The organism is Paenibacillus naphthalenovorans, assembly GCF_900099895.1.
In the GTDB taxonomy this organism is placed as follows: Bacteria; Bacillota; Bacilli; order Paenibacillales; family NBRC-103111; genus Paenibacillus_G; species Paenibacillus_G naphthalenovorans.
In genome coordinates, this window is record NZ_FNDY01000044.1 from 1 (window position 1) to 21483 (window position 21483).

24 protein-coding genes and 1 pseudogene are annotated in these 21483 nt (G+C 56.9%); 3 read left to right on the forward strand and 22 right to left on the reverse strand.

Going from position 1 to position 21483, the window contains the following annotated elements; all coding sequences use genetic code 11:
- Positions 1-92 precede the first annotated feature (92 nt).
- From BLT35_RS24005 to BLT35_RS24020, 4 genes and pseudogenes are all read right to left on the reverse strand, one after another.
- On the reverse strand, positions 93-851 hold the full coding sequence (locus BLT35_RS24005) for an iron ABC transporter ATP-binding protein (RefSeq protein ID WP_074729976.1): 759 nt from the start codon (positions 849-851) through the stop codon (positions 93-95).
- Positions 848-1801 (reverse strand): iron chelate uptake ABC transporter family permease subunit, encoded by a 954-nt coding sequence (locus BLT35_RS24010; RefSeq protein ID WP_074729977.1) that lies wholly within the window; start codon positions 1799-1801, stop codon positions 848-850. The genes BLT35_RS24005 and BLT35_RS24010 overlap by 4 nt, the downstream gene beginning before the upstream one ends.
- Positions 1791-2744 (reverse strand): annotated as a pseudogene (locus BLT35_RS24015) (ABC transporter permease). The gene BLT35_RS24010 and the pseudogene BLT35_RS24015 overlap by 11 nt, the downstream one beginning before the upstream one ends.
- 259 nt (positions 2745-3003) lie before the next feature.
- Positions 3004-3813, reverse strand: coding sequence for an aspartate dehydrogenase (locus tag BLT35_RS24020; RefSeq protein WP_074729978.1), 810 nt, complete (start codon positions 3811-3813; stop codon positions 3004-3006).
- A 144-nt stretch (positions 3814-3957) separates the two neighbouring features.
- Between BLT35_RS24020 and BLT35_RS24025 the strand changes: the two genes are divergently transcribed.
- A complete protein-coding gene (locus BLT35_RS24025) occupies positions 3958-4293 on the forward strand; it encodes a 2Fe-2S iron-sulfur cluster-binding protein (protein ID WP_074729979.1) in 336 nt (111 codons plus the stop codon).
- Between the two features lie 152 nt (positions 4294-4445).
- Here BLT35_RS24025 and BLT35_RS24030 read toward each other — a convergent pair whose 3' ends face one another.
- The 9 genes from BLT35_RS24030 to BLT35_RS24070 form a co-directional block, all read right to left on the reverse strand.
- Positions 4446-4745: a hypothetical protein gene (locus tag BLT35_RS24030; RefSeq protein WP_074729980.1), complete on the reverse strand. Its 300-nt coding sequence runs from the start codon at positions 4743-4745 to the stop codon at positions 4446-4448.
- A gap of 56 nt (positions 4746-4801) precedes the next feature.
- Complete coding sequence (locus tag BLT35_RS24035) at positions 4802-5311, reverse strand: RidA family protein (protein ID WP_254777658.1); 510 nt, start codon at positions 5309-5311, stop codon at positions 4802-4804.
- Positions 5292-5582 carry a 2Fe-2S iron-sulfur cluster-binding protein gene (locus BLT35_RS24040; RefSeq protein ID WP_074729981.1) on the reverse strand — a complete coding sequence of 97 codons (291 nt, stop codon included), beginning with the start codon at positions 5580-5582 and terminating at the stop codon, positions 5292-5294. The genes BLT35_RS24035 and BLT35_RS24040 overlap by 20 nt, the downstream gene beginning before the upstream one ends.
- A gap of 35 nt (positions 5583-5617) precedes the next feature.
- On the reverse strand, positions 5618-6292 hold the full coding sequence (locus tag BLT35_RS24045) for a GntR family transcriptional regulator (RefSeq protein ID WP_074729982.1): 675 nt from the start codon (positions 6290-6292) through the stop codon (positions 5618-5620).
- Between the two features lie 228 nt (positions 6293-6520).
- Complete coding sequence (locus BLT35_RS24050) at positions 6521-6994, reverse strand: GlcG/HbpS family heme-binding protein (protein ID WP_074729983.1); 474 nt, start codon at positions 6992-6994, stop codon at positions 6521-6523.
- Positions 6995-7061: 67 nt separating this feature from the next.
- Positions 7062-8540 (reverse strand): aldehyde dehydrogenase family protein, encoded by a 1479-nt coding sequence (locus BLT35_RS24055; RefSeq protein ID WP_074729984.1) that lies wholly within the window; start codon positions 8538-8540, stop codon positions 7062-7064.
- A gap of 102 nt (positions 8541-8642) precedes the next feature.
- On the reverse strand, positions 8643-9353 hold the full coding sequence (locus BLT35_RS24060; RefSeq protein WP_083351400.1) for an iron-containing redox enzyme family protein: 711 nt from the start codon (positions 9351-9353) through the stop codon (positions 8643-8645).
- A gap of 164 nt (positions 9354-9517) precedes the next feature.
- Positions 9518-10921 (reverse strand): hypothetical protein, encoded by a 1404-nt coding sequence (locus BLT35_RS24065; RefSeq protein ID WP_074729985.1) that lies wholly within the window; start codon positions 10919-10921, stop codon positions 9518-9520.
- Positions 10922-10923: 2 nt separating this feature from the next.
- Positions 10924-11673 (reverse strand): creatininase family protein, encoded by a 750-nt coding sequence (locus tag BLT35_RS24070; protein ID WP_367888812.1) that lies wholly within the window; start codon positions 11671-11673, stop codon positions 10924-10926.
- A gap of 153 nt (positions 11674-11826) precedes the next feature.
- Between BLT35_RS24070 and yyaC the strand changes: the two genes are divergently transcribed.
- Positions 11827-12429 (forward strand): spore protease YyaC, encoded by a 603-nt coding sequence (yyaC, locus tag BLT35_RS24075; RefSeq protein ID WP_074729987.1) that lies wholly within the window; start codon positions 11827-11829, stop codon positions 12427-12429.
- 43 nt (positions 12430-12472) lie between these two features.
- On the opposite strand, the gene BLT35_RS24080 is transcribed toward yyaC, so the two are convergent.
- From BLT35_RS24080 to BLT35_RS24100, 6 genes are all read right to left on the reverse strand, one after another.
- Entirely contained in the window at positions 12473-13930 is a 1458-nt protein-coding gene (locus BLT35_RS24080; RefSeq protein ID WP_074729988.1) for a hypothetical protein, read from the reverse strand.
- A 321-nt stretch (positions 13931-14251) separates the two neighbouring features.
- A complete protein-coding gene (locus BLT35_RS27375; protein ID WP_217634745.1) occupies positions 14252-14431 on the reverse strand; it encodes a hypothetical protein in 180 nt (59 codons plus the stop codon).
- Entirely contained in the window at positions 14400-15284 is an 885-nt protein-coding gene (locus tag BLT35_RS24085) for an ABC transporter permease (RefSeq protein ID WP_083351401.1), read from the reverse strand. Before BLT35_RS24085 ends, BLT35_RS27375 begins: the two co-directional genes overlap by 32 nt.
- Positions 15265-16044, reverse strand: coding sequence for an ABC transporter ATP-binding protein (locus tag BLT35_RS24090; RefSeq protein ID WP_074729989.1), 780 nt, complete (start codon positions 16042-16044; stop codon positions 15265-15267). The genes BLT35_RS24085 and BLT35_RS24090 overlap by 20 nt, the downstream gene beginning before the upstream one ends.
- Positions 16045-16047: 3 nt before the next feature.
- Entirely contained in the window at positions 16048-17109 is a 1062-nt protein-coding gene (locus tag BLT35_RS24095; protein ID WP_074729990.1) for an ABC transporter substrate-binding protein, read from the reverse strand.
- 26 nt (positions 17110-17135) lie between these two features.
- Positions 17136-18284 (reverse strand): Nif3-like dinuclear metal center hexameric protein, encoded by a 1149-nt coding sequence (locus tag BLT35_RS24100; RefSeq protein WP_254777659.1) that lies wholly within the window; start codon positions 18282-18284, stop codon positions 17136-17138.
- Between the two features lie 263 nt (positions 18285-18547).
- Between BLT35_RS24100 and BLT35_RS27230 the strand changes: the two genes are divergently transcribed.
- Positions 18548-18742, forward strand: coding sequence for a hypothetical protein (locus tag BLT35_RS27230; RefSeq protein WP_074729991.1), 195 nt, complete (start codon positions 18548-18550; stop codon positions 18740-18742).
- On the opposite strand, the gene BLT35_RS24110 is transcribed toward BLT35_RS27230, so the two are convergent.
- The 3 genes from BLT35_RS24110 to BLT35_RS24120 are packed head-to-tail and all read right to left on the reverse strand — an operon-like array spanning position 18727 to position 21479.
- Entirely contained in the window at positions 18727-19614 is an 888-nt protein-coding gene (locus tag BLT35_RS24110; RefSeq protein ID WP_083351402.1) for an ABC transporter permease, read from the reverse strand. The genes BLT35_RS27230 and BLT35_RS24110 overlap by 16 nt on opposite strands.
- A complete protein-coding gene (locus BLT35_RS24115) occupies positions 19595-20380 on the reverse strand; it encodes an ABC transporter ATP-binding protein (RefSeq protein ID WP_074729993.1) in 786 nt (261 codons plus the stop codon). The genes BLT35_RS24110 and BLT35_RS24115 overlap by 20 nt, the downstream gene beginning before the upstream one ends.
- A 4-nt stretch (positions 20381-20384) precedes the next feature.
- Entirely contained in the window at positions 20385-21479 is a 1095-nt protein-coding gene (locus BLT35_RS24120; RefSeq protein WP_254777660.1) for an ABC transporter substrate-binding protein, read from the reverse strand.
- Positions 21480-21483 lie beyond the last annotated feature (4 nt).

Genomic DNA, 21483 nt, shown 5'->3' on the forward strand with positions numbered 1-21483 from the left:
GAACTTTGTTATCTCGACAATAACAATTTCCATTTTGAGGTGCTGAATTCCTTTTAATTATGCTCAAAACACCCTGACTTTTTCAGGGGAAACTAAGTAAAATAAATGCAAATCCGGTTTCCGCCGATGCTCTCGATGCGGATGTCCATATCGTAAACCTCTTTCAGCACCGGCCCGGTAATGATCGATTCCGTTGCGCCTTCCTGCACGATTTGGCCGTCCTTCAGCGCCACGATGCAGTCGGAATAACAGGAGGCGAAATTGATGTCGTGGATGACGATGACGATCGTTTTGCCGAGCTCGCTGACCATCCGCCGCAGCACCTTCATGATTTGCACGGAATGCTTCATGTCCAGATTGTTGAGCGGCTCATCCAGCAGCACGTATTCGGTGTTTTGCGCGATCACCATGGCGATGTAAGCTCTTTGCCGCTGGCCTCCGCTCAGTTCGTCGAGATATTTGTGCTGCATCTCCTCCAGCTCCATATAGGCCATCGCTTCCTGGACGAAAGCTTGGTCCTCGTCCGTCAGCCTGCCCTGCGAATAAGGAAACCGGCCGAAGCTGACCAGCTCCCTGACCGTCAGCCGGACGTTGATATGGTTGGACTGCTTCAGGATCGAAATTTTTCGCGCCAGCTCATTGCTTTTCCATTCGCCCAGCTCCTTGCCGTCGATCCGGATGTCGCCGCTGTCTTTCGCGATGAGCCGGCTGATCATCGACAGCAGCGTGCTTTTCCCCGCGCCGTTCGGCCCAATAAACGCCGTAATTTTGCCTTTGGCGATGTTTACCGTCGCATTGTCGATCACCGGCTTGCCGCCGTACCGCTTCGAAACGTTTCTTACCTCGATCACGATTTATTCTCCTTTAGCAACAAATAGATGAAGTACAGACCGCCCGCGAGATTGACGACCACGCTGACGGTAGTCGTAAACGTGAACACCCGCTCGACGATCAGCTGGCCTCCGACCAGCGCGATGATGCTGATCAGCATCGAGCCGACGATCAGCTGGCTGTGCCGGTACGTTCCCATCAGCTGATGGGTGACGTTGGCGACCAGCAGCCCCAGGAAGGTGATCGGCCCGACCAGCGCCGTAGAGATCGAAACGAGAATCGCGACGAGCACAAGCAGCCTTTTGACCACATAATCGTAGTCGACTCCCAAATTGATGGCCTGTTCCTTGCCGAGCGACAAAACGTCCAAATATTTGGCGAATCGCTTGAAATACAGGCCGATGACCAGCAGCGCGGCGATGGACAGGTAGAGCAAATCTTTGTTGACGTTATTGAAGCTCGCGAACAATTTGTCCTGCAGCCTGAGATACTCGTTAGGGTCGATCAGCACCTGCATGAACGAGGAGAAGCTCTGGAACAGCGTGCCGAAAATGATGCCGACCAGCAGCAAAAAATATACGTTTCGCCCTTCCCGCCTGAAAATGATCTTGTACAGCACGCCGGCAAACAGCACCATCACGCCGACGCACAGCACGAAATTGACATTTTTGTTCATCGCCGTCATCGTCGTCGAGCCGAAAGCGAAAATGACGACCGTCTGGATCAAGTTGTAGAGCGAATCCAGCCCGAGAATGCTCGGCGTCAAAATCCGGTTGTTCGTAATCGTCTGGAACACCATCGTGGAGAAGGCGATCGTGACGGCGGTCAGCACCATGGCAAGCACCTTGGTTCCTCGGCGCGGGAGGGCGTACCCCCAGTTCGCGCCCAGCTTGATGAACAGAAAGGCGGCGATTAACGCCACGGCCGCTGCGGCCAAAATGGACAGCTTCGTTTTAATGTTAATGGTCATAAGCCTTTCTCCTCATCAGCAAATAAAGAAAGATGCCGCTCCCGATCACCCCGACGATCAGGCCGATGGCGATCTCGTAGGGATAGATGATGATGCGTCCGAGCACATCGCAGAACAGCACGAACACGGCGCCGAGCAATGCGGTATGCGCAAGACTTTTTTTCAAATGATCGCCTCGATACAGCGTGACGATATTCGGAATGATCAGGCCGAGAAAAGGAATCATGCCCACCGTAAGAATGACAACCGACGTGACCAGCGCAACGATCACGAGCCCGATATTGACGACCTGCTTGTAGTTCAACCCCAGATTGACGGCGAATTCCTCGCCCATGCCGGCGACCGTAAACTTGTCCGCGTACAAATACGCCACGATCACAATCGGAATGCTGATGTACAGCATTTCGTAGCGGCCCTTCATAATCATCGAGAAATCGCCGTGCAGCCAGGCCGATATGCTTTGGATCAGATCGTGCTTGTAGGCGAAAAATGTGGTCATCGAACCGACGATATTGCCGAACATCAAACCTACCAGCGGGATGAAAATCACATCTTTATATTTGACCTTATCCAAAATCTTCATAAAAATGAACGTCCCGAGCAGCGCGAAGCCGAAGGACAGCAGCATCATTTACAGCGGCGAGGCCGTCGTGAACATGATCATCGCCACGAGGATGCCGAAACGGGCCGAATCCTCGGTCCCCGCCGTCGTCGGCGAGACGAATTTGTTGCGGCTCAGCTGCTGCATAATCAGACCGATTACGCTCATGCTCACGCCGGCGATAATGATGCTGATCAAGCGCGGCAGTCTGCTGACCAGCAGGATATGCGCCTGATCCTCCGTCAGATGGAACAAATCGAGCGGCGATACGTTCTTCGCGCCGATAAAGACGGAGCAGCAAGATAATACGATGAGCGCGATTACGAGATATCTTTTTTTCATGGCCTACCCTTACTCTTCTTTTCCAGAAGCATAATCTGTCTTGTCTTGTTACAGAAATCATGACTTTGCATGCTATACAACGTGAAATTGATAATCATTATCAGTAAGACCTATATTAACCGACAGCAGTTTGCCGGTTGAATAGATTTTCCTGCAATGGAAATGGACTTTTCTATTTTGTGAACGAAAGCGGACAGCCGCCTGCCCGGCATCCCCCAGGATCACAGGCTTCGCCGTCCGCCATAAACTTGCGCAACCGCTATAGGCCGATCACGAAGGACGAGGTCAGATCGCGCAGCACCTTCGTCACGCTCATCGCGACGATGTACCCGGTTTTCGGATTGCGCGCCGACGGCGTGTTCGAGATTTGCAGCCTGATTTGTCCGAATTTGCCCCGCGCTTCGATCTCATGCGTATTGTGGCTGATGTGCGGGTCGACGTACACCTTCACCTTCGTCCGGTCGAAGCCGACGCCCGCAAGGCTTAAAGCGGCCGAGACGTTGACGCTCTCCGGAAACAGCCGCGCGGAATCGCGGGCGACCCCGTCGAAGGCGCAATACGGCTCGCGCAATTCCGCCAGATCGACCTGCCGCTCCACCGGCGTGCCGTACCAGGCCCGGGGCGGCTTTCTGGTGATCAGCGTCACCTCCTCCAGCGGCCCCAGGCTGCCCGCGGCGATCCGGTCCAGGCCGCCGATCGCGGCCGAAGGGACGATCAATCGCCGCCCGCTGCCGGCGGCCGCTGCTTTCAGCAGCCCGAGCAGCGCTTCGTCGGCCAGCGCGCCGACGCTGACCAGCAGCAAATCCGCGCCATGGAGCAGCGCCTTCTCGCCGTACGCCCTGACGGCCTCATGGCCGGCGCATTCCACGACGATATCCAGCGGCTGGCGAAAAAACGCGTCCGCATCGTCCGTGATCAGGCAATCCCGGATGTCCTCGCCACCGCGAAATTTGGACTTGTCCCGCAGCAAAATCGCCGCCAGCCGCGCTTCTCCCGCCGCTCCCCGAATGATCGACGCGGCGACATCTTCTCCGATAGTTCCGTAACCGATAATACCGACTTTGTACATAATTCCTCCTAATTAAACATCAAGATTTGGCAATGAGCGATGCTATAGATTCTACCTTGTATCATATCAAAATTATTGCATTTGGTATACCATAAACCAAGATAATATGCTATAATAGGCTTATACCGAAGGGGAGGGATACTTGTGCCGACTGTGACTTTTCAAACATCAGGCAAGGCGATCGAGGTGGATCGGGATGCCAATCTTCTTAGAACATCCATCAGATATGAGGGGGCCGTTCCCTTCAAATGCGGCGGAGGGCTGTGCGGGACATGCCGCGTGCGGATTGTGGACGGACACGAACATCTCAGCAAGGTGATGAAGAAGGAGATCGACCGGCTGGGACAGGACAAGATCGACCAGGGCTATCGCCTCGCCTGCCAGACGTTCGTAACCGGCGACATCACCGTCGCCTGGGGCGAAGAGGATCTCAACCGGCTGAACAAAATAGCGCAAAGACGGATCAACGCAGCTCAATAACAACGGCCGCGCAGGTCCGCGCAGGCCGATGCGTCGGATGCAAGCCCGAATGAATACCGTTCGGGCTTTTGGGGTTCAAGACAAGCGATCGAGGTGCGACACATACAAAGGCGCAGGCCTCCAACCGCGGCCCGCGCCTCTTCGCCCTTCATTTATTGCACCCTTACAATTTTGCTGTCCTTGTCCTGATCCAGCTCGTAAATTTCTTTCTCGATCTCGGCCGTCGTGTCGAATTTCGGAAACACTTTGAGCGGAATGCTGTTGTCCGGGAACACTTCGGATACGCCCTGGATGACGATGCGGGTTGCCGGATTTTTAATTTTGCAGATCGAGAACGTCGTCTTCTTTTTGCCGAAAAAATAATAGTCGTATTCCGCCACCGTGTCCAGATCCGGATTGTCGGTTACCGTTCTATACCGCTCGGTCGTAGATACCAAAATATATTCGCTCATCTTCAAAACCTCCAGTCATCAGTTTCGTAGTAGGATGATGTTCCTATTTTCCGCTGCTATTCGTAACGAACGATGAGTTCCACCTCGACGGCGGCTGAGCCGGGCAATGCGGCTACGCCGATCGCCGAGCGCGCATGGACGCCCTTCTCGCCGAACGCTTCGACGAGCAGATCGGAAGCGCCGTTCAGCACATAAGGCAGCTCGTAAAAATCGGGCGCCGCTTGAATGAAGCCTTCCATTTTCACGATGCCGGCCACGCGGTCCAAATCCCCGAGCACCGCTTTCAGCGCGCAGAGCTGGTTGATGATGCATTGGCGGGCGGCCTGATAGCCTTCTTCCTTCGACAAGTCCAGCCCGACCTTGCCTTTGTATTGCAGCACGCCGTCGACCTTGGGGGTGACGCCGCTCATGTAGATAAACGGCGGCGCCATCGTATAGGGAACATAATTGCCGCTCGGTTTGCTCGGAGACACCAGGCGGATATCCAGTTTTTTCAGCTTCGCCTCAACTTGTCCTTCTGTTTCCAGCAAACGTATCCCCTCCCGGCTATTCCTGACGAATTTCAATATCGGCCGTAATATACAGCTGACATGCCAACCGGCAGCCGACGCTCAATTTGTCGCCCAGCATTTTGTTTTCTTTCCAGTTCGGTTCGGGAAGAGATTCCCCTCCGGAAAGCACGGTGACCGTGCATCTGGTGCATTTCCCCATGCCGCATCCGTATTTGAGATGAGGGTACGGGAATTTTTTGATTCCGGCCAATACAACTAAATTGCTGTTTGCCGCCACTTCCTGCTCGTATACTTGTCCGTTTTGATGCAATTTGACGTTCGGCAAAGCAAACCCCCCTCCCGCAATTTAGCGCACGTTCGTTACTCTTTTTCCAACGCTTCCATATACGCTTTTTTCGAATTTTCCAAATGAATTTTCGTCAGGCTTTCGGCCAGCTCGCCTTCGCCGTTCATAACCGCCAGCGCAAGCGCCCTGTGCTCCTCGGTCGCCTTGCGCAGCCGCCCCGGCAGCTCGTAGCCGACATGCGCGAACGCGCGGATATAGTCGGACAGGCCGTCCAGCATTTGCGTCAGCCGCGGGCTTTTGGCCGCGCGGAAGATGATCTCGTTAATCAAGAAATGGTACATTTTGCTTCTCTGATCGAATACCGGCTCGGCGAGCGCATGATCGATTTCCTCGATCATGCGCTTCAGCTCCTCCCGATGCGAAGGCTCGGCCCTCTGCGCGGCCAGTTTCATCGCCAGGCTTTCCAGGGCGGCCAATATCGTAAATATTTCGATAATTTCCTCCGGGGACAGCTTCGAGACGACGACGCCTTTGCGCGGCAGCGTTTTGACAAAGCCTTGCGATTCGAGCCGGAACAGCGCCTCGCGGATCGGCGTTCGGCTCACGTTCAATTGATCGGCCAGCTCGCGCTCGATGATGCGCTCGCCGGATTTATAGACGCCCTGCACAATCGCTTGCTTGATATATTGATACACTTTGTCGCGGATCGGGCTTAATTCTTCGTCTTTCCATACTGGTGTGTCTGGCATCTGGTATACCTCCGAATGTCGTTTTCTCTTAGTGTAATCGAAATGCGACAGGCTGTACAACAATTTTCGGAGGTATAAGCGGCAATGCCCCGCCGGCTTTCATTCGGAAGCGACCCGCCGTACGGCAAGCCGGAGCCTGCAACGATGCCCGTCGGACGGACGTACGGCTTCTCCGGCGCGACAGCCGCTCCGGGAACGCCGGCGGCCCGACAGCCTGAAGCCGCGGCGTTACTTCTTGATGTCCGCCTGGGTCATGACCTCGTATTCGTCGCCCAAATGCGCCTGCAGCGCCTTGAGCGCCGCCGTGCCGACGGCGGTGTCCTGCTCGCCGTTGCCTCCGCTGATGCCGACGCCGCCGACAACCTCGCCGTTGACGACGATCGGGAAGCCGCCGACGAAGATCGCGAACTTGCCCGGCAGCATCGCGTGAATCCCGAACGCTTCGCCGGTCGTCGACGCCGGGCCGCCCGGCTGGTTGAACAGATGGGTCGACCGCTTGTGGCCGCTCGCCGTGAATGCCTTGGCGATGGCGATCTCCGGGCCGGTGATCCGCCCGCCGTTCATGCGCTCGAGCGCGATCACGTAGCCGCCGTCGTCGACGATGCAGATCGATTCGAGCGCTTTCACTTCCGCCGCCGCGAGCTTCGCGGCTTCTATCATCACTTTCGCTTCTTCCAGCTCCAGCTTCAACGCCGTTTTCATATGCCGTCTCCTTCCTCCCTTGCCGCCTGTCCCGGTCCGCTCTTGGGGCCGGGACGATCGGAACGATTTAATCGACGTTTTTCACGCCGTGGTATACGCTTTTGATCTGCGTGTAAAACTCCAGCGCGCCCCGCCCCGATTCGCGGTAAGTGGCGGTGCTGGACATTTTCAGGCCGCCGAACGGCGCGTTGTACGCATTGCCCGTCGTCGTGCGGTTCACTTTGACCACGCCGGCCTGAATGTTGTCGATAAAATGCTGGACGCGGTCCGGATCGAACGTGCAGATCGCGGCCGACAGGCCGAATTGGACGTCGTTGGCGATCCGCATCGCCTCCCGGAACGATGTCGCGCGAATGACCGAAATGACCGGCCCGAATATTTCCTCCTGCGCAATTCGCATGTCCGGCTTCACCTGCGTGAAAATCGCCGGTCTCACATAATAGCCTTTCGCGTAATCGCCCTCGGTCAGCCGCTCGCCGCCGTAGACGAGCTCGGCGCCTTCGCTTTTGCCGATTTCCACGTAGTCCAGCACATTGCTCAGTTGGCTGGCGTTGGCCAGCGGGCCGACGTCGACGCCCGGCTGCAAGCCGCTGCCGATGCGCAGCTGCCTCGTTTGGGCGACCAGCGCCTCCACGAACCGGTCATGCACGGCATCCATCACGATGACGCGGCTCGTGCCGGTGCAGGCTTGCCCGGTCAGCTCGAAGCCGCCTTTGATCGCCAGCTCGGCCGCCTGCTCGATATCGGCGTCTTCCATGACGAGCAGCGGGTTTTTCCCGCCGAGCTCCAGCTGCACGCGCGTGGACAGGCGGACGGAGCGGTTGATGTGCTCGCCGGCCCCGGTCGAGCCGGTGAACGTGACCGCCTTGACCGCCGGATGCGTGACGAGCGGTGCACCCGTCCTGGAGGCGGAGCCGGTGATGAAGTTGATCGCGCCGGCCGGCAGCCCGGCATCGTGCAGCGCCTGCACGAGCCGGAGCGCGATCAGCGGCGTATCCGACGCCGGCTTGAACACGACCGTGTTGCCGGCGACCAGAGCCGGGGCGATTTTCCGCGCCGGAATCGACAGCGGGAAGTTCCACGGCGTGATGACGGTCACGACGCCCAACGGCTCTTTTTTCGTGTAGACGAATGTTGTCGGATCGTCGGAGGGCAGCGTCTCCCCGGCGATATTCAAGCCTTCCGACGCGTAGTAGCGCAGCGTCTGGGCCGAACGCCTGACCTCCATGCGGCTGCTGCCGAGCGTCTTGCCCTCTTCGCGGGTCAACTCCTCCGCATATTGCTCCAGGCCGGCTTCCAGCAAATCGGCGGCTTTGTACAATATTTCCGCCCGCCTGCTGGGCGAAGTGCCGCGCCACGCCGGAAAGGCGCGCTCCGCAGCTTCGATCGCCCGCACGGCGTCTTCCTCGACGGATGCCTGGAACCGTCCGACGATTTCCGAGGCGTCGGCCGGATTCGCGTTTTCGAACGTAGCCCCGCTGACGGAATCGACCCATTGCCCGTTAACCAGATTTTTGTAAGTCTGCACTGCTGTTTGCGTCGCCATGCTGGGTCCCCCTTTCCTCTTGTAAACCAATACCCGAGAAACAAGAGGCTCTCCTTCCCGGGTATGGCGGCAGCTTGCTATTTGCTTCTGTTGCTGTTGGGCTTAATTTTGGCAAAATTCGCGGGAAATGGCTGCGATGTACATTCTGCGCATTTTCGTCGCTTCCTCGACGATTTCGATGCAGCGCTGCTGCTCCTCCGGCGTCCTTGCGTATTCCAGCACGATTTGGTATCCGCGCTCGCCGTGAATTTCGTCGGAGACGATGTGCAGGTCGAAAAATTCCACTTCCTCATCCGTAAAGCCGTATTTCTCGCGAAGCGTTGGCGTTTGCTTGCGATAGATGGCGGGAACCTGCGATTCCAGTCCGACGACGAGCGCTGCGGTCGCGTACAGGAAGTTTTCCTTGAACGCCATCCGGTAGCACCACGACTGGAGGCCGATCGTTTCCGGCAGCAGATGCTCCATCGATTCGATGCGCTCCCGGGTCGTGCCGCAAGCTTCGCCGAAGCGGATCAGCAGGTCGGTGTGGCGGTCGCCGCCGAGCTCTTCCTCCCACATGTTTTGCAGCAGGAAATCTCTTGCGTCCTCATGCGGACAATTCGCATAAATATAAGCCAAATATTCGGCGAACGGACCGACGTAAGCGTAATGCTGTTCGACCCAGCGGGCGAAATGCTCCTTCTTCAATTCTCCGTTGGCCCACATGAGCGTGAACGGCGCTTTGGCAACCGCATTCCCTTCAATAGCCTGCTCCAAAGCGCGGCGGAACTCCTCTTTGTTCATCAACCGGGATTGTGTCATTGCTTCTGCCATTTTCAAAGCACTCCTCTCAATTTGTAAAATGAATGATTGGATCGAATTGCTCGCTGGATGAACGAATCCGGACCGTTTGCTGCGGCGGATTCACTCAAATTGTATTTGGTATATTGTATACCAAATACTTTATGCCTATATTATTGCTTACCTGGGCTCATCTGTCAACCCGCTTTTTTCAAAATCAACAGCAGCGCCATCGCCATGGCCAAATAAGCGGCCGTATAAGGAAGGTTCCAATTGGAAATCTTATAAGAGCTTTGGCCGGACAGCGCCGCCATCATCCCCGCCGTCGCATTGTACGGCCCGACCATAAAAGCCGCCGCCGCCCCCGTCAGCATCGCGATCGCCGTCAGTCCGACGGACAGTCCCAATGCTTGCGGATTCAGCGACTCCGCAGCCAAAGCGAGCGCAACCGCCGGATGGAGGCCGACAAAAGCGAGCGTCAACGGAATGAGCGGAATCAGCAGCACGAACAAATCCGCCCCGACGGCATCCTTTACGGCCATAATTCCGGCATTGACGATATGGCCTGCCCCGGAAGCCTGGATCGCCGAGATCATAAATCCGGCGCTCAAAAATACGAAAAATTGCTCCTTCATTTTAAACAGATGATCGGGCAGCACGGCTCTGCTTTGGACGAAAAACTGTCTGCCCTTGCCGATCAGCAGCGACCACAGAAAGGCGAACGGGATCACCGACACGGCGACAAGCAGCAAAAAGCTGGCTCGGGTCAAAGCTTCCAGCAGCATGATCAGGCCGTTGAAAGCGACGATCGCGATTATAATTTGCCCGGGATGGCTCGCCTGATGCCCGCCCGACTGCCGCTTGCCTTCCGTTGCCGAATGCTCCCGGGCGGCGGCGATTTTGTCCAGCGCGGCTTGCCCGAGCAGCTTTAGCCTGCGGTTCGCGATGCTGCGCCCCATGAAGCTGTCCAAAGCGAGCCCGAGCAGGCTGAACGGAATGACGATCGGCAGGATCGAGCTCCACTGCACGCCCGTCATTTCGACGACGATGCCGACGATCGGGGCGACCGGCGTCCAGACGATCGGCATGCTGTAGCCGTGGGTGATCGCCCGGCTTATAAACCGCTCCTTCTGTTCGATCGGATACAGATCGAGCGAAGGCCGGATCGCATGATACATCATCGGCAGCGTCGCCAGGTTCATAAAGGTGCTCAAAATATACGACAACCCGGAAGTAATCGTATACAGCAGGCCTGAATGCTTGATTTTGCTTTGAATGACCGTTTGGATTCGCAGCGCATAGCCGCCCAGCTCGATCGGAATGGCGATCAGCGGCAGCAGGGCGAACAGGCTCAAAATGTTGAGCATGTTGCCGAAACCCCGGATATAGCTGGCCCACGGCGCGCCGCTGGCGGCGAGCAGAACGATCCCGATGCCGAGAAAGGCGGCCCCCATGCCTTTAACGAAGCTTTTCACGGATCGGAACACGACGATCACAATAAGCAGGCTCAGCGCGGAGACGATCCATTGGAACGCTTCGCCCGGATAAAACACCGAGCCGAAGTAAGCGGCTATAGCGGCGATAAACAGCCATTGCTTCATGATCAGATCACTTCTTGGACGGCTTTCGCAAGACGTTCCAGAGCGGTTTCCACGATTTCCTTGCCGATCTCCTCGCTCGCTTTGGTCGCGTCGCCGATGCATCCGTTGCCGGTCATTTCATCGTAGTAATAAAAGCCTTGCAGCGGGTTGCCCGGACGCAGCTTTTTCCACCGCCCTTCCCGATAATCGGCCGCCTCCAGCTTGTCGGCGCGCACCAGATGCGGGGCGAGGTACAGCGCTTCCGACACCTCGCGTTCGCAGCTGTGCCCGTACAGCTTCGATTCGAGCCTGCGGTCCATCACGTCTTTGGCCGACGCCGTCGTTTTCGCATAATAAATGCGCACGTCGAGCTCGCCGGTCAGCTGATCGGCTGCGACGCCGAGCGTCGCCTGGTTGCCCCCGTGGGCATTCAGAATCAGAAACTGTTCGATGCCGTGCCGCTTCAGCGATTTGATCATGTCGCGCAAAATGGCGATGACGGTCGCAGGCTCCAGCGAAATCGTACCCGGAAAATGAAGATGATGCGGCGATACTCCCATATTAATGACAGGAGTCAAAATAGCTTCCGGGTACAATCGCTCCGTCAACCGTTTGCCCATCTCCTCGGCAAGCACGGCATCGCAGCTTTCGACCATATGCGGGCCGTGCTGCTCGTGCGCGCCCAACGGGATGATCGCGATTTTGACGGTTTTGAGCGCCTGTTCGACCTCGGGCCAAGTCATTCGGGTTAAAAAATACGGGTTTGGCATCATTTCACGCTCCTTTTTTAAAAGAATATGGTGTATTGTATACCAATAGAACATAAACCTTTCACAATTGACCGCCGTTTCCATATTTATTGTACGGCCTGTTATGGTTTACAATAAGCTAAGAGAGCATAAGCATGAAAGCAGGTGACTCCTTTGATGCACCACAAGCATTACCTGGACAATAAATCGGTACCCTTTTTCTCCGAGCTCCTGGTTAAACATTACTTGCAGAATCCGTCGTATACCGAGATCGTCGTTATTTGCATAGGCACGAACCGCTATTCCGGCGATTCGCTCGGGCCTTTGGTCGGCAGCCGGCTGTTCGAGCGGTTCGAGGGCAATCCGCATGTCCATATTTACGGGACGCTCGACAAGCCTGTCCACGCCCTGAATTTGCAAAAGACATTGACCGCCGTTGCGAACAAACATAGCCGCGCCTATATGATTGCCGTCGATGCCTGCCTCGGCCAATATTATAAAATCGGCACGCTTCAGCTGGTGGAAGAACCGCTGCAGCCAGGAGCCGGCCTGAACAAGCAGCTGCCCCCTATCGGCCACATTCATATCAAAGGCATTATCAACAACTTCGGTCCGTTGAATCATAAAGTTTTGGAGCATACGAGCCTGACGTTCGTCCAGGAAATGTCGGCCGTCATCAGCCGCATCCTGGTCAAGTCGTGCCAGGATATCATTCCCCAGCTGGAGCCGAAGCAGCTGCCGGACAGCCATGCATCCGGCCGGCTGCCGGCAAGGAGCTGACGCTTTCCGGGACTGTCGATGAGCAGGGATCGCCGAACCCGGATCACCAGATCAGCAGGGCGATGACGGTCGAAGCGATCAGGCCGACGATCACGGGCAGGAAGTTTTTGCGGGCCAGCTCGATGACCGACACGCCGGCGAAGCCCGCTACGGCCACAAGCGAAGACCAGGCGATCAGCGTGCCCCCGCCGGACCATACCGAGCCCATTTGACCGATTGCGGCCAATGTGGACGGATCCAGTCCTACCGCCGGCGCCAAAGCTCCGGAGAGCGAGCCCGTCAACGGCAGCCCGGAGAAGCCCGAGCCTTCCAGCCCGGCGATGATGCCGATCAGCAATATGCCGAAGGCGGTGAAAACACCGTTGGACGGAATGGCGTACTGCACGGACATCACAAGGTCGTACAAAAATGCGGGAGCCTGGACGTTGTCGGCGAGAGACAGCACGCTTTTCGAAAAATCGGCGTTGCCCAGAAAGAAAAATCCGGCAATCGGAATGACCGGTCCCATCGCTTTGAAGGCGAACACGAAGCCCTCCGTCAGATGGTCGCTGATCTTGTCCAACGCGTTGATTTTCGAAAACACGGTACAGGATAAAATCAGCAAAATTACGGCAACCCCGCCGATGAATGCGGCACCGTCTCCGCCTTCGAAGCCGCCCATGCCGGCGCCGCCGAATTTGCTCGCAGCCATGACGATCATCACCCCGAGCATGGACAACGGCACGATGACGGATAACGCTTTGGACCATTTGAGCAGCGCAGGGGACAGCGTCTCTACGGCAGCGGCCGCTTCCGCATATTCGACCGTCTCCGCCGCTTTCGGCTCGCCGATCGGCGTCGCGTCCTGCACGCCGGACGCTGCTTCCTGCTTGCGGATCGCTTTGCGGTGCATGAGATAGGCGCCCATAATCGAAACTCCGCCCGTAATCAGCGACAGGATCATCGCTTTATCCGCCACCAGCGCCGTCGATACGCCGGCTCCCTTGGCGCTCAGCATCGGCGCGATCTGCATGACGTAGTCGGAAGACAGCGCCATCCCCTGGCCCGCGAGCGCGACGGCCATCGCCGCAGCCATCGGAGGCAGCCCCACGCGAATCGCCGCCGGGAACAGCAGCGCGCCGATCAAAGGCACCGCAGGCGTCGGCCAGAAAAACAGCGAGATGACGTAGGTCACGATCGCGAGCACGAAGAAGGCCACGTGACCGTTGACGATCAGCTTCTGCAGCGGCTTGATCATTCTGCGGTCCGCCCCGATATCGCGCAGCGACGCCAGCAGCGCGACCATGAAGGTAATGATCAGGAAAATCGTGAACAGCTCCTTGGCGGCCGTCAAATTCGCGTTATACACCGCCTTAAATCCGCTGATCACATCTCCCTTGTAAATCCATCCGACCAGAAACGTACCGATTAAAGTCGGAATGACCACACCGCGCCTCAGCAGCATGACTGCAATAACGGCAATTGTAACAAAAGCATACATAAGATGTGAAGCTGTAATCATTCGCTTATCCTCGCCTTCTCCGTTTGGTGTACTTCACAGCGATTGTAGCACATTTTTCGAGGATAAAATAGTACTTTTTGGTTTTTGGTATACAATTTTCTCATGATTTTTCTGTGCTACATCCGATTTTTGCTTCAAACGCCATTTTTGATGTTAACTTTACTTACATAAATAACGTAAACAGGGACAACATACAGCCGCAGGCACCTCGCGCTTTATGCTGCAAACATCACTCCTCTATAAACCGGCTCGTCCAACAAGCTGAAAGCGATTACATTTCAGCAAATTCATCTTATCATATTTTGTCGATCATGGCTAGATTTATTGCATATTGTATACAAAAAATTGTTCGCGGCGCATCGCATGATCCGCAAATAACCGGCTTCTGCGCGCCTGCCCGGCCCGACGGCCAAACAGCGAACAAGCCCGGCTCTCCTGACGGGAGAAGCCGGACTTGCGCTTGGCGTGTTCAATGCTCGAAATGATACTTTCTTTTCGCATAGCGTCCGACCAGATTGACCAACCCGTACAATACGATCGACAGCAGGGCGAGCATCGCGATGCTGACCATCACCATATTCATCTGGAACACCTGTCCGCCGTATATGATCAGGTAGCCGAGCCCCGCCTTCGACGACAAAAATTCGCCCATGATAACCCCGACCAGCGTCAAGCCGACATTCACCTTCAAGGTGGCGATGAAATTCGGGATGCTCGCCGGCAGCAGCACCATCCGCAGCATCTGCCCTTTGGTCGCGCCGAACGATTCCATCAGCTTCAGCTTCGTGCGGCTGATTTCCTTGAACCCGCTCTCGATCATGATGATCGTCACGATGACGGAGATCGCCATCGCCATCCCGTAGATCGAATACCGGTCGCCGAGCCAGATGTAAAAGATCGGCCCGAGCGCCACCTTCGGCAGCGCATTCAGCACTACCATGTACGGCTCCAGCACCTTGGAGGCGAACGCCGACCACCAGAACAGCACGGCAATCACCGTCCCCAGCGCCATGGACACGACGATGCCGATCAGCGTCTCCAGAGCGGTCGTCCACGTATGCGCAACCAATTGGCCTTGCCAGGCGAGCTCCTGGAAAGAGGCAACCAGCTGCGACGGCCTGCTTGTCAGCATCGGGTCGACCCATTTCCATGCGGCGGCCAGCTCCCACAGTCCGAGAAAGGCGACCAACAGCAACAGCTGCGACAGCCGGATCAGCCGCAGCTTGCGCTTCTCGACCCGCAAATATTCGGCGTATTGCGGCGACGCCGGCGGATGACCGTAAACCAATGCGACCGGCTGTCCCTGGCGCGCCTCCGCGGCGACGGACGATTTCCTAACCGGCAGTGACGACATGTCCTTCCAACTCCCTCCAAATTTGGTTGAAATAATCGTTGTAGCGGCTTGCCTCGCGTTTTTTCCACGGGGACAGCCCGCTTCCTTCGTCCAGCTCAATCTTATACACCGAGGAGATCGTGCTCGGTCGTTTCGACATCACCAATACCCGGTCCGCCATGCTGATCGCCTCCGAAATATCGTGGGTGACGAGTATGGCCGTCTTGCCCTGGTCTTTGATGATGCTGAAAATTTCATCCGCCAATGTCAGGCGGGTCTGGTAATCGAGCGCGGAGAACGGCTCGTCGAGCAGCAAAATATCGGGCTCCGTCACCAGCGTCCGGATGAGCGCGACGCGCTGCCGCATGCCGCCGGACAGCTGCGCCGGGCTGTGATGCGCGAAGCCGCCCAGGCCGTAGCGCTCCATCAGCGCCATCGCCTTCCGCTCCGCCTGCCGCAAATCCATCCGGCGTATTTCCGCTCCGACCAGCAAATTGCTCAAAATATCGCGCCATTCGAACAAATGGTCATGCTGCAGCATATACCCCACCTTGGGGGAGGTGCCCGTCACCTCCTGTCCGTCGATCAGCACCTTGCCCCGGGTCGGCTTATACATCCCCGAAATGAGCGACAGCATCGTGCTTTTGCCGCAGCCGCTCGGGCCGACGATGCTGATGAACTCGCCGGCCTCGATCGACATGTTGATGCCGCGTATCGCCTCGGTTTCCTGCTTCAGCGTAAAATAGCTCAATCCAACATCATGCAGCTCGATTTGCGCCACGGCTCATTTCCCCGCCTTTCCGATGTTTTTGACGAAGCTCATATCGGCGACGGCCGCCAGGTCGTTCACCTTTTGCTCCGGCTTCAGCACGCCGTTGTCCACCAGCACCTTTTGCAGCGATTCGAGCTGGTCGGCGGTCAATTCCGGAACGGCGGGCCAAGTATCCTGTTTCTTGTAGCGGTCGATCGATTGAATCACGATATCTTTGGGCGTTCCTTCGAAAAACGGCATCAGCGCGTCGGCGATTTCGTCAGGCGTTGCGGTGTTCAGCCATTTCGTGCCTTTGGCTACGGCGTTAACGAATTTCTGGATCGTATCGGGATTGTTCTTGATGTAATCGGACGTTGCGACATAAGAGGTTTCCGGAAACGGGCCGAAGGCTTGTCCCACCGACGTAACGTAATGGGCTTTCCCTTCCTTTTCCAGCGAGGAAGCGATCGGCTCGAACACTTGAATGTAGTCGCCCTTGCCGCTCGTGAACGCGCCGGCCATCGCCGTGGAAGCGATGTTGGTGACGACGTCGACATTGCCGACCTTCTCCTGCTGCAGCTTGCTGTTCAGCACCATTTGCGGCGCGCTGCCCGGCCTCCAGCCGATGACCGATTTGCCTTGCAGATCGCTCCATTTGAACCCGTCGGTCTTATTGCGCGACAACAGGAACGAGCCGTCCTTCATCGTCAGCTGGTAAAATATTTTGAGCGTCTTGTCCCCTTTCTGGTTGTAAATATAAATAGCGGTTTCCGGGCCGACCAAGGAAATATCGGCGACTCCGGCAATCAGCGCGGCCGCCCCCTTGTCCGAGCCTTGCGCCGTATTCATATCGACGTTCAGCCCCTCTTCCTTGAAAAAGCCTTTTTGCATCGCGATATAATGCGGAGCGTAAAAAATCGACCGGATCACTTCCGAAAATTTGACCGTTTTGAGCGCCTCCGCCTTGCCCCCTGACGCCGCGGCGACCGGCTGGGTGGTCGATGTGGCCGCGGGAGCCGCGGCGCCGCAGCCGGCGGCAAGCGCCAGCAGCACGGCGGAGAGCAGCAGACAGGCGGTTTTCCTCATTTTCATCATCGCTTATCTTCCTTTCGAATATGTAGTTACAGCATTTGAACGGCGCGTGACGGCTTCGCGACCAAATGCGCGGCAGCCATTTCTTTGCCGTATTCGACCATTTGCGCGTGGCCTACTTCGTTCAGCGGAACCGCGGTAATGCGCTCGCGGAGCAAAAAGATTTCGACCTGCGGCAGCAGCATTTCCAACGCGTAAGCAAGCGGCAGCCCGTTCTCCATAATTTCGACGGAATGCGGATTGCCGACGATAAAATTAAGCCCGCGGCGCTTGGCCAGCCCGACGAACGGATGATCCTCCCTGACCCGGCTGATGCTCGCGATGATCGTATCGGTCTCGGGATACATGGCCAGAGCCGTCTCCAGATGCTCCAGCGTAAACCCGGTATGCGGGAAAAAATGCAAAATATGCTTCACCGCATGGCCCGGCGAGCCGCTCAGCAGCCTGGCGGGATTGGCCAGCGTCGCCTCCTGCAGCGACGCTTCTCCGCGGATCGCCCGCTCCGCCTCCAGTATATCCCGGTCAAGCTCCCGGCCCATGAAGCTGTCGATGCGGCGCAAAATATCTCCGGCCGTCCGAACCTCCTCCAGGGCGATGCCTTTATGCAAAATATTGCCCGGAATGCCGCCGAAGGCCGTATCGGTGGTCAGCTTGCGATGCCCGTGCAGCAGCGTCAGCCCCGGATGAAGCCCGTGGAACGCCTCGTGCATCTCGATCAGCGCCAGATCATACAGAGGCAAATAGTCCGCAAACGGCACCCCGCCCGAGCTGGCCGCATCGGCTACGGGATGGTGGACGACTATCAGATCCAGCCGCATGGCCGAGGCCAGCTCGATGACCGATTCGGTCAGCGTCATGCCGACGCCGATGCGGGATACCGGCTTGCGCTTGTCGCCGAAGACGAGCCCGGGAATTTCCATGACGCTTTTTCCCGGAATATTCGAGTTTTTCATCACCACATACGGGTTGGCGCCCGAAGCGACCTCGTTCCAGTCCATCACCATCCTTCCTTTGGAAATTTGATTGAGCGCCTCCAGCACATCGCCCGCATCGGTCTGGACCTGCGTCATGCTCATATGCATCTCTCCCTCGCTGTTTGGTCTTGGAATTAACGGCAAATCAACATAAAAAACCGCTATCATGAGCATACGAATCCCGTTCGGACCCGGATATGTCATAAGTAGCGGTTGTAAAGCTCTCCTTCGAGCGGAGTTCCCTATCACCTGCTATTCAGGTATGGCTGTGGCAAGAGAACAAAATGGAATCTAATCTCTTTGACCGGACAAAAGGATTCGATCCTTAATGCTCTTCGCCTTTGAAAATAAAGCGCTTACAGAGATAATAGCACATTTCTTTTTATTGCGCCACACTTTTTTTGTATATTGTATACGAATTATGAACTGCTGTCGGACGTCGCCGCAGCCGTATTCAGAAAAACCGCTTGAGACCGGCGGACGAGCCCTGCTTAAGCCCGGGGAACAGCAGCCTTCTCCGGTCCTTCGACTCGCCGAAAGCCGCCGTTCCGGGCGCCGTCCCGATGCCGCTCCGAATCGCGCAGGCGGTGCCCGTCGAAATTGGCGTCATCGCCAACGTTAACGGCGGGCAGCAGCGCAGCATGGCTCAAGCTTCGAAATGATACTTTCTTTTCGCATAGCGTCCGGCCAGATTGACCAGCCCGTACAATACGATCGACAGCAGGGCGAGCATCGCGATGCTGACCATCACCATATTCATCTGGAACACCTGTCCGCCGTATATGATCAGGTAGCCGAGCCCCGCCTTCGACGATAAAAATTCGCCCATGATGACCCCGACCAGCGTCAAGCCGACATTCACCTTCAAGGTGGCGATGAAATTCGGGATGCTCGCCGGCAGCAGCACCATCCGCAGCATCTGCCCTTTGGTCGCGCCGAACGATTCCATCAGCTTCAGCTTCGTGCGGCTGATTTCCTTGAACCCGCTCTCGATCATGATGATCGTCACGATGACGGAGATCGCCATCGCCATCCCGTAGATCGAATACCGGTCGCCGAGCCAGATGTAAAAGATCGGCCCGAGCGCCACCTTCGGCAGCGCGTTCAGCACTACCATGTACGGCTCCAGCACCTTGGAGGCGAACGTCGACCACCAGAACAGCACGGCAATCACCGTCCCCAGCGCCATGGACACGACGATGCCGATCAGCGTCTCCAAGCTTGTCGTCCACGTATGCTTGAACAAATCGCCCTTGAAGGCCAGCTCCTGAAACGACGCCAGCAGCTGCGACGGCCTGCTTGTCAGCATCGGGTCGACCCACTTCAGCGATGCGGCGAGTTCCCACAGCCCGAGCAAGACGGCCAACAGCAGCAGCTGCGACAGCCGGATCAGCCGCAGCTTGCGCTTCTCGACCCGCAAATATTCGGCGTATTGCGGCGAAGCCGGCTGCCGCTCCGACGCCGGCGCTTCCCCTTTCCGCGCCTCCGAAACCTCCGACACGACCGACGACTCCCTAACCGGTAGAGACGACATGCCCCTGCATCTCCTTCCAAATATCGTTAAAATAGCGGTTGTAACGGCTTGCTTCCCTTTTTTTCCACGGGGTCCATTCCGTCTTCCCGTCCTCCTCCAGCCGGATCGAATAAACCGCCGAAATCGTGCTCGGCCGCTTCGACATCACCATCACGCGGTCCCCCATGCTGATCGCTTCCGAAATATCGTGGGTGACCAGCACGGCCGTTTTGCCCTGATCCTTGATGATCTTGTAAATTTCGTCGGCAAGCGTAAGCCGGGTTTGGTAATCGAGCGCGGAGAACGGTTCGTCGAGCAGCAAAATGTCGGGCTCCGTCACCAGCGTCCGGATGAGCGCGACGCGCTGGCGCATGCCGCCGGACAGCTGGGAAGGGCTGTGACGCGCGAACCCGCCCAGGCCGTACCGCTCCAGCAGCTCGAGCGCTTTGCGCTCCGCCCGCTTGCGGTCCATCCGGCGAATCTCGGCTCCGACCAGCAAATTGCTTAAAATATCGCGCCATTCGAACAAATGGTCGTGCTGCAGCATATACCCCACCTTGGGGGAGGTGCCCGTCACCTCCTGCCCGTCGATCAGCACCTTGCCCCGGGTCGGCTTATACATTCCCGAAATGAGCGACAGCATCGTGCTTTTGCCGCAGCCGCTCGGGCCGACGATGCTGATGAACTCGCCGGCCTCCACCGACAGATCGATATCTCTCAACGCTTCCGTCTCCTGCTTCGCGGTGAAATAGCTCAGACCTACTCCGTTCAGTTCGATTTGGGCCATAGGCTCATTTTCCCGCCTTTCCGATATTTTTGACGAAGCTCATATCCACGACCGCGTTCATGTCCGCGATCTTTTGCTCCGGCTTCAGCACGCCGTTGTCGATCAATACCTTTTGCAGCGTTTCGAATTGATCCGCGGTCAATTCCGGAACGGCGGGCCACGTGTCCTGCTTTTTATAGCGGTCTATCGATTGGATGATCACATCTTTGGGCGTTCCTTCAAAGAACGGAGCAAGCGCTTCGGCAATCTCATCCGGCGACGCGGTGGTCAGCCATTTCGCGCCTTTCGCCACGGCGTTAACGAATTTCTGGATCGTATTGGGATTGTTTTTGATGTAATCGGCCGTCGCGACGTAGGAGGTTTCGGGGAACGCTCCGAATTCCTGGCCTACCGAATTGACGTAGAACGCTTTGCCCTCTTTTTCCAGCGCGGAGGCGATCGGCTCGAACACTTGAATGTAGTCGCCCTTGCCGCTCGTGAACGCGCCGGCCATCGCCGTGGAAGCGATGTTCGTCACGACGTCGACCTTGCCGACCTTTTCCTGCAGCAGCTTGCTGTTCAGCACCATTTGCGGCGCGCTGCCCGGCCTCCAGCCGATCACCGTCTTCCCTTCGAGATCGCTCCATTTGAATCCGTCCGCCTTGCTGCGGGAGAGCAGGAACGAGCCGTCCTTCATCGTCAGCTGATGGAAAATTTTGAGCGTTTTATCCCCCTTCTGATTGTAGATGTAGATGGCGGTTTCCGGCCCGACCAGCGAAATGTCGGCGACGCCGGCGATCAGCGCGGCCGCTCCCTTGTCCGAGCCTTGCGCCGTATTCATATCGACGTCCAGACCTTCTTCCTTGAAAAAGCCTTTTTGCATGGCGATATAATGGGGCGCGTAAAAAATGGAGCGGATGACTTCGGAAAATTTAACGGTTTTCAGCGGCTCGTCCTTTTTCGGTTCCGGTTTGGGCGCTGGGGCGGGCGCGGGCGCAGCCGGCTGGGCGCCGTTCGCGGGCGAGGCGGCGGGCGCGGGAGCCGAGCCGCAGCCGGCGGCGAGCGTCAACAGTACGGAGGTCAACAACAGACAGGCGGTTTTTTTCATGGTCATCATCATTTTT

What these genes read in the sequence shown, in the direction of transcription:
- BLT35_RS24010 (WP_074729977.1), bottom strand. Translation starts at nt 1,801, where the DNA reads ATGACCATTAACATTAAAACGAAGCTGTCCATTTTGGCCGCAGCGGCC.
- BLT35_RS24020 (WP_074729978.1), bottom strand. Translation starts at nt 3,813, where the DNA reads ATGTACAAAGTCGGTATTATCGGTTACGGAACTATCGGAGAAGATGTC.
- BLT35_RS24030 (WP_074729980.1), bottom strand. Translation starts at nt 4,745, where the DNA reads ATGAGCGAATATATTTTGGTATCTACGACCGAGCGGTATAGAACGGTA.
- BLT35_RS24045 (WP_074729982.1), bottom strand. Translation starts at nt 6,292, where the DNA reads ATGCCAGACACACCAGTATGGAAAGACGAAGAATTAAGCCCGATCCGC.
- BLT35_RS24050 (WP_074729983.1), bottom strand. Translation starts at nt 6,994, where the DNA reads ATGAAAACGGCGTTGAAGCTGGAGCTGGAAGAAGCGAAAGTGATGATA.
- BLT35_RS24055 (WP_074729984.1), bottom strand. Translation starts at nt 8,540, where the DNA reads ATGGCGACGCAAACAGCAGTGCAGACTTACAAAAATCTGGTTAACGGG.
- BLT35_RS24060 (WP_083351400.1), bottom strand. Translation starts at nt 9,353, where the DNA reads ATGGCAGAAGCAATGACACAATCCCGGTTGATGAACAAAGAGGAGTTC.
- BLT35_RS24065 (WP_074729985.1), bottom strand. Translation starts at nt 10,921, where the DNA reads ATGAAGCAATGGCTGTTTATCGCCGCTATAGCCGCTTACTTCGGCTCG.
- BLT35_RS24070 (WP_367888812.1), bottom strand. Translation starts at nt 11,673, where the DNA reads ATGATGCCAAACCCGTATTTTTTAACCCGAATGACTTGGCCCGAGGTC.
- yyaC (WP_074729987.1), top strand. Translation starts at nt 11,827, where the DNA reads ATGCACCACAAGCATTACCTGGACAATAAATCGGTACCCTTTTTCTCC.
- BLT35_RS24080 (WP_074729988.1), bottom strand. Translation starts at nt 13,930, where the DNA reads ATGATTACAGCTTCACATCTTATGTATGCTTTTGTTACAATTGCCGTT.
- BLT35_RS27375 (WP_217634745.1), bottom strand. Translation starts at nt 14,431, where the DNA reads ATGCGAAAAGAAAGTATCATTTCGAGCATTGAACACGCCAAGCGCAAG.
- BLT35_RS24085 (WP_083351401.1), bottom strand. Translation starts at nt 15,284, where the DNA reads ATGTCGTCACTGCCGGTTAGGAAATCGTCCGTCGCCGCGGAGGCGCGC.
- BLT35_RS24095 (WP_074729990.1), bottom strand. Translation starts at nt 17,109, where the DNA reads ATGATGAAAATGAGGAAAACCGCCTGTCTGCTGCTCTCCGCCGTGCTG.
- BLT35_RS24100 (WP_254777659.1), bottom strand. Translation starts at nt 18,284, where the DNA reads ATGACATATCCGGGTCCGAACGGGATTCGTATGCTCATGATAGCGGTT.
- BLT35_RS24110 (WP_083351402.1), bottom strand. Translation starts at nt 19,614, where the DNA reads ATGTCGTCTCTACCGGTTAGGGAGTCGTCGGTCGTGTCGGAGGTTTCG.
- BLT35_RS24115 (WP_074729993.1), bottom strand. Translation starts at nt 20,380, where the DNA reads ATGGCCCAAATCGAACTGAACGGAGTAGGTCTGAGCTATTTCACCGCG.
- BLT35_RS24120 (WP_254777660.1), bottom strand. Translation starts at nt 21,479, where the DNA reads ATGATGATGACCATGAAAAAAACCGCCTGTCTGTTGTTGACCTCCGTA.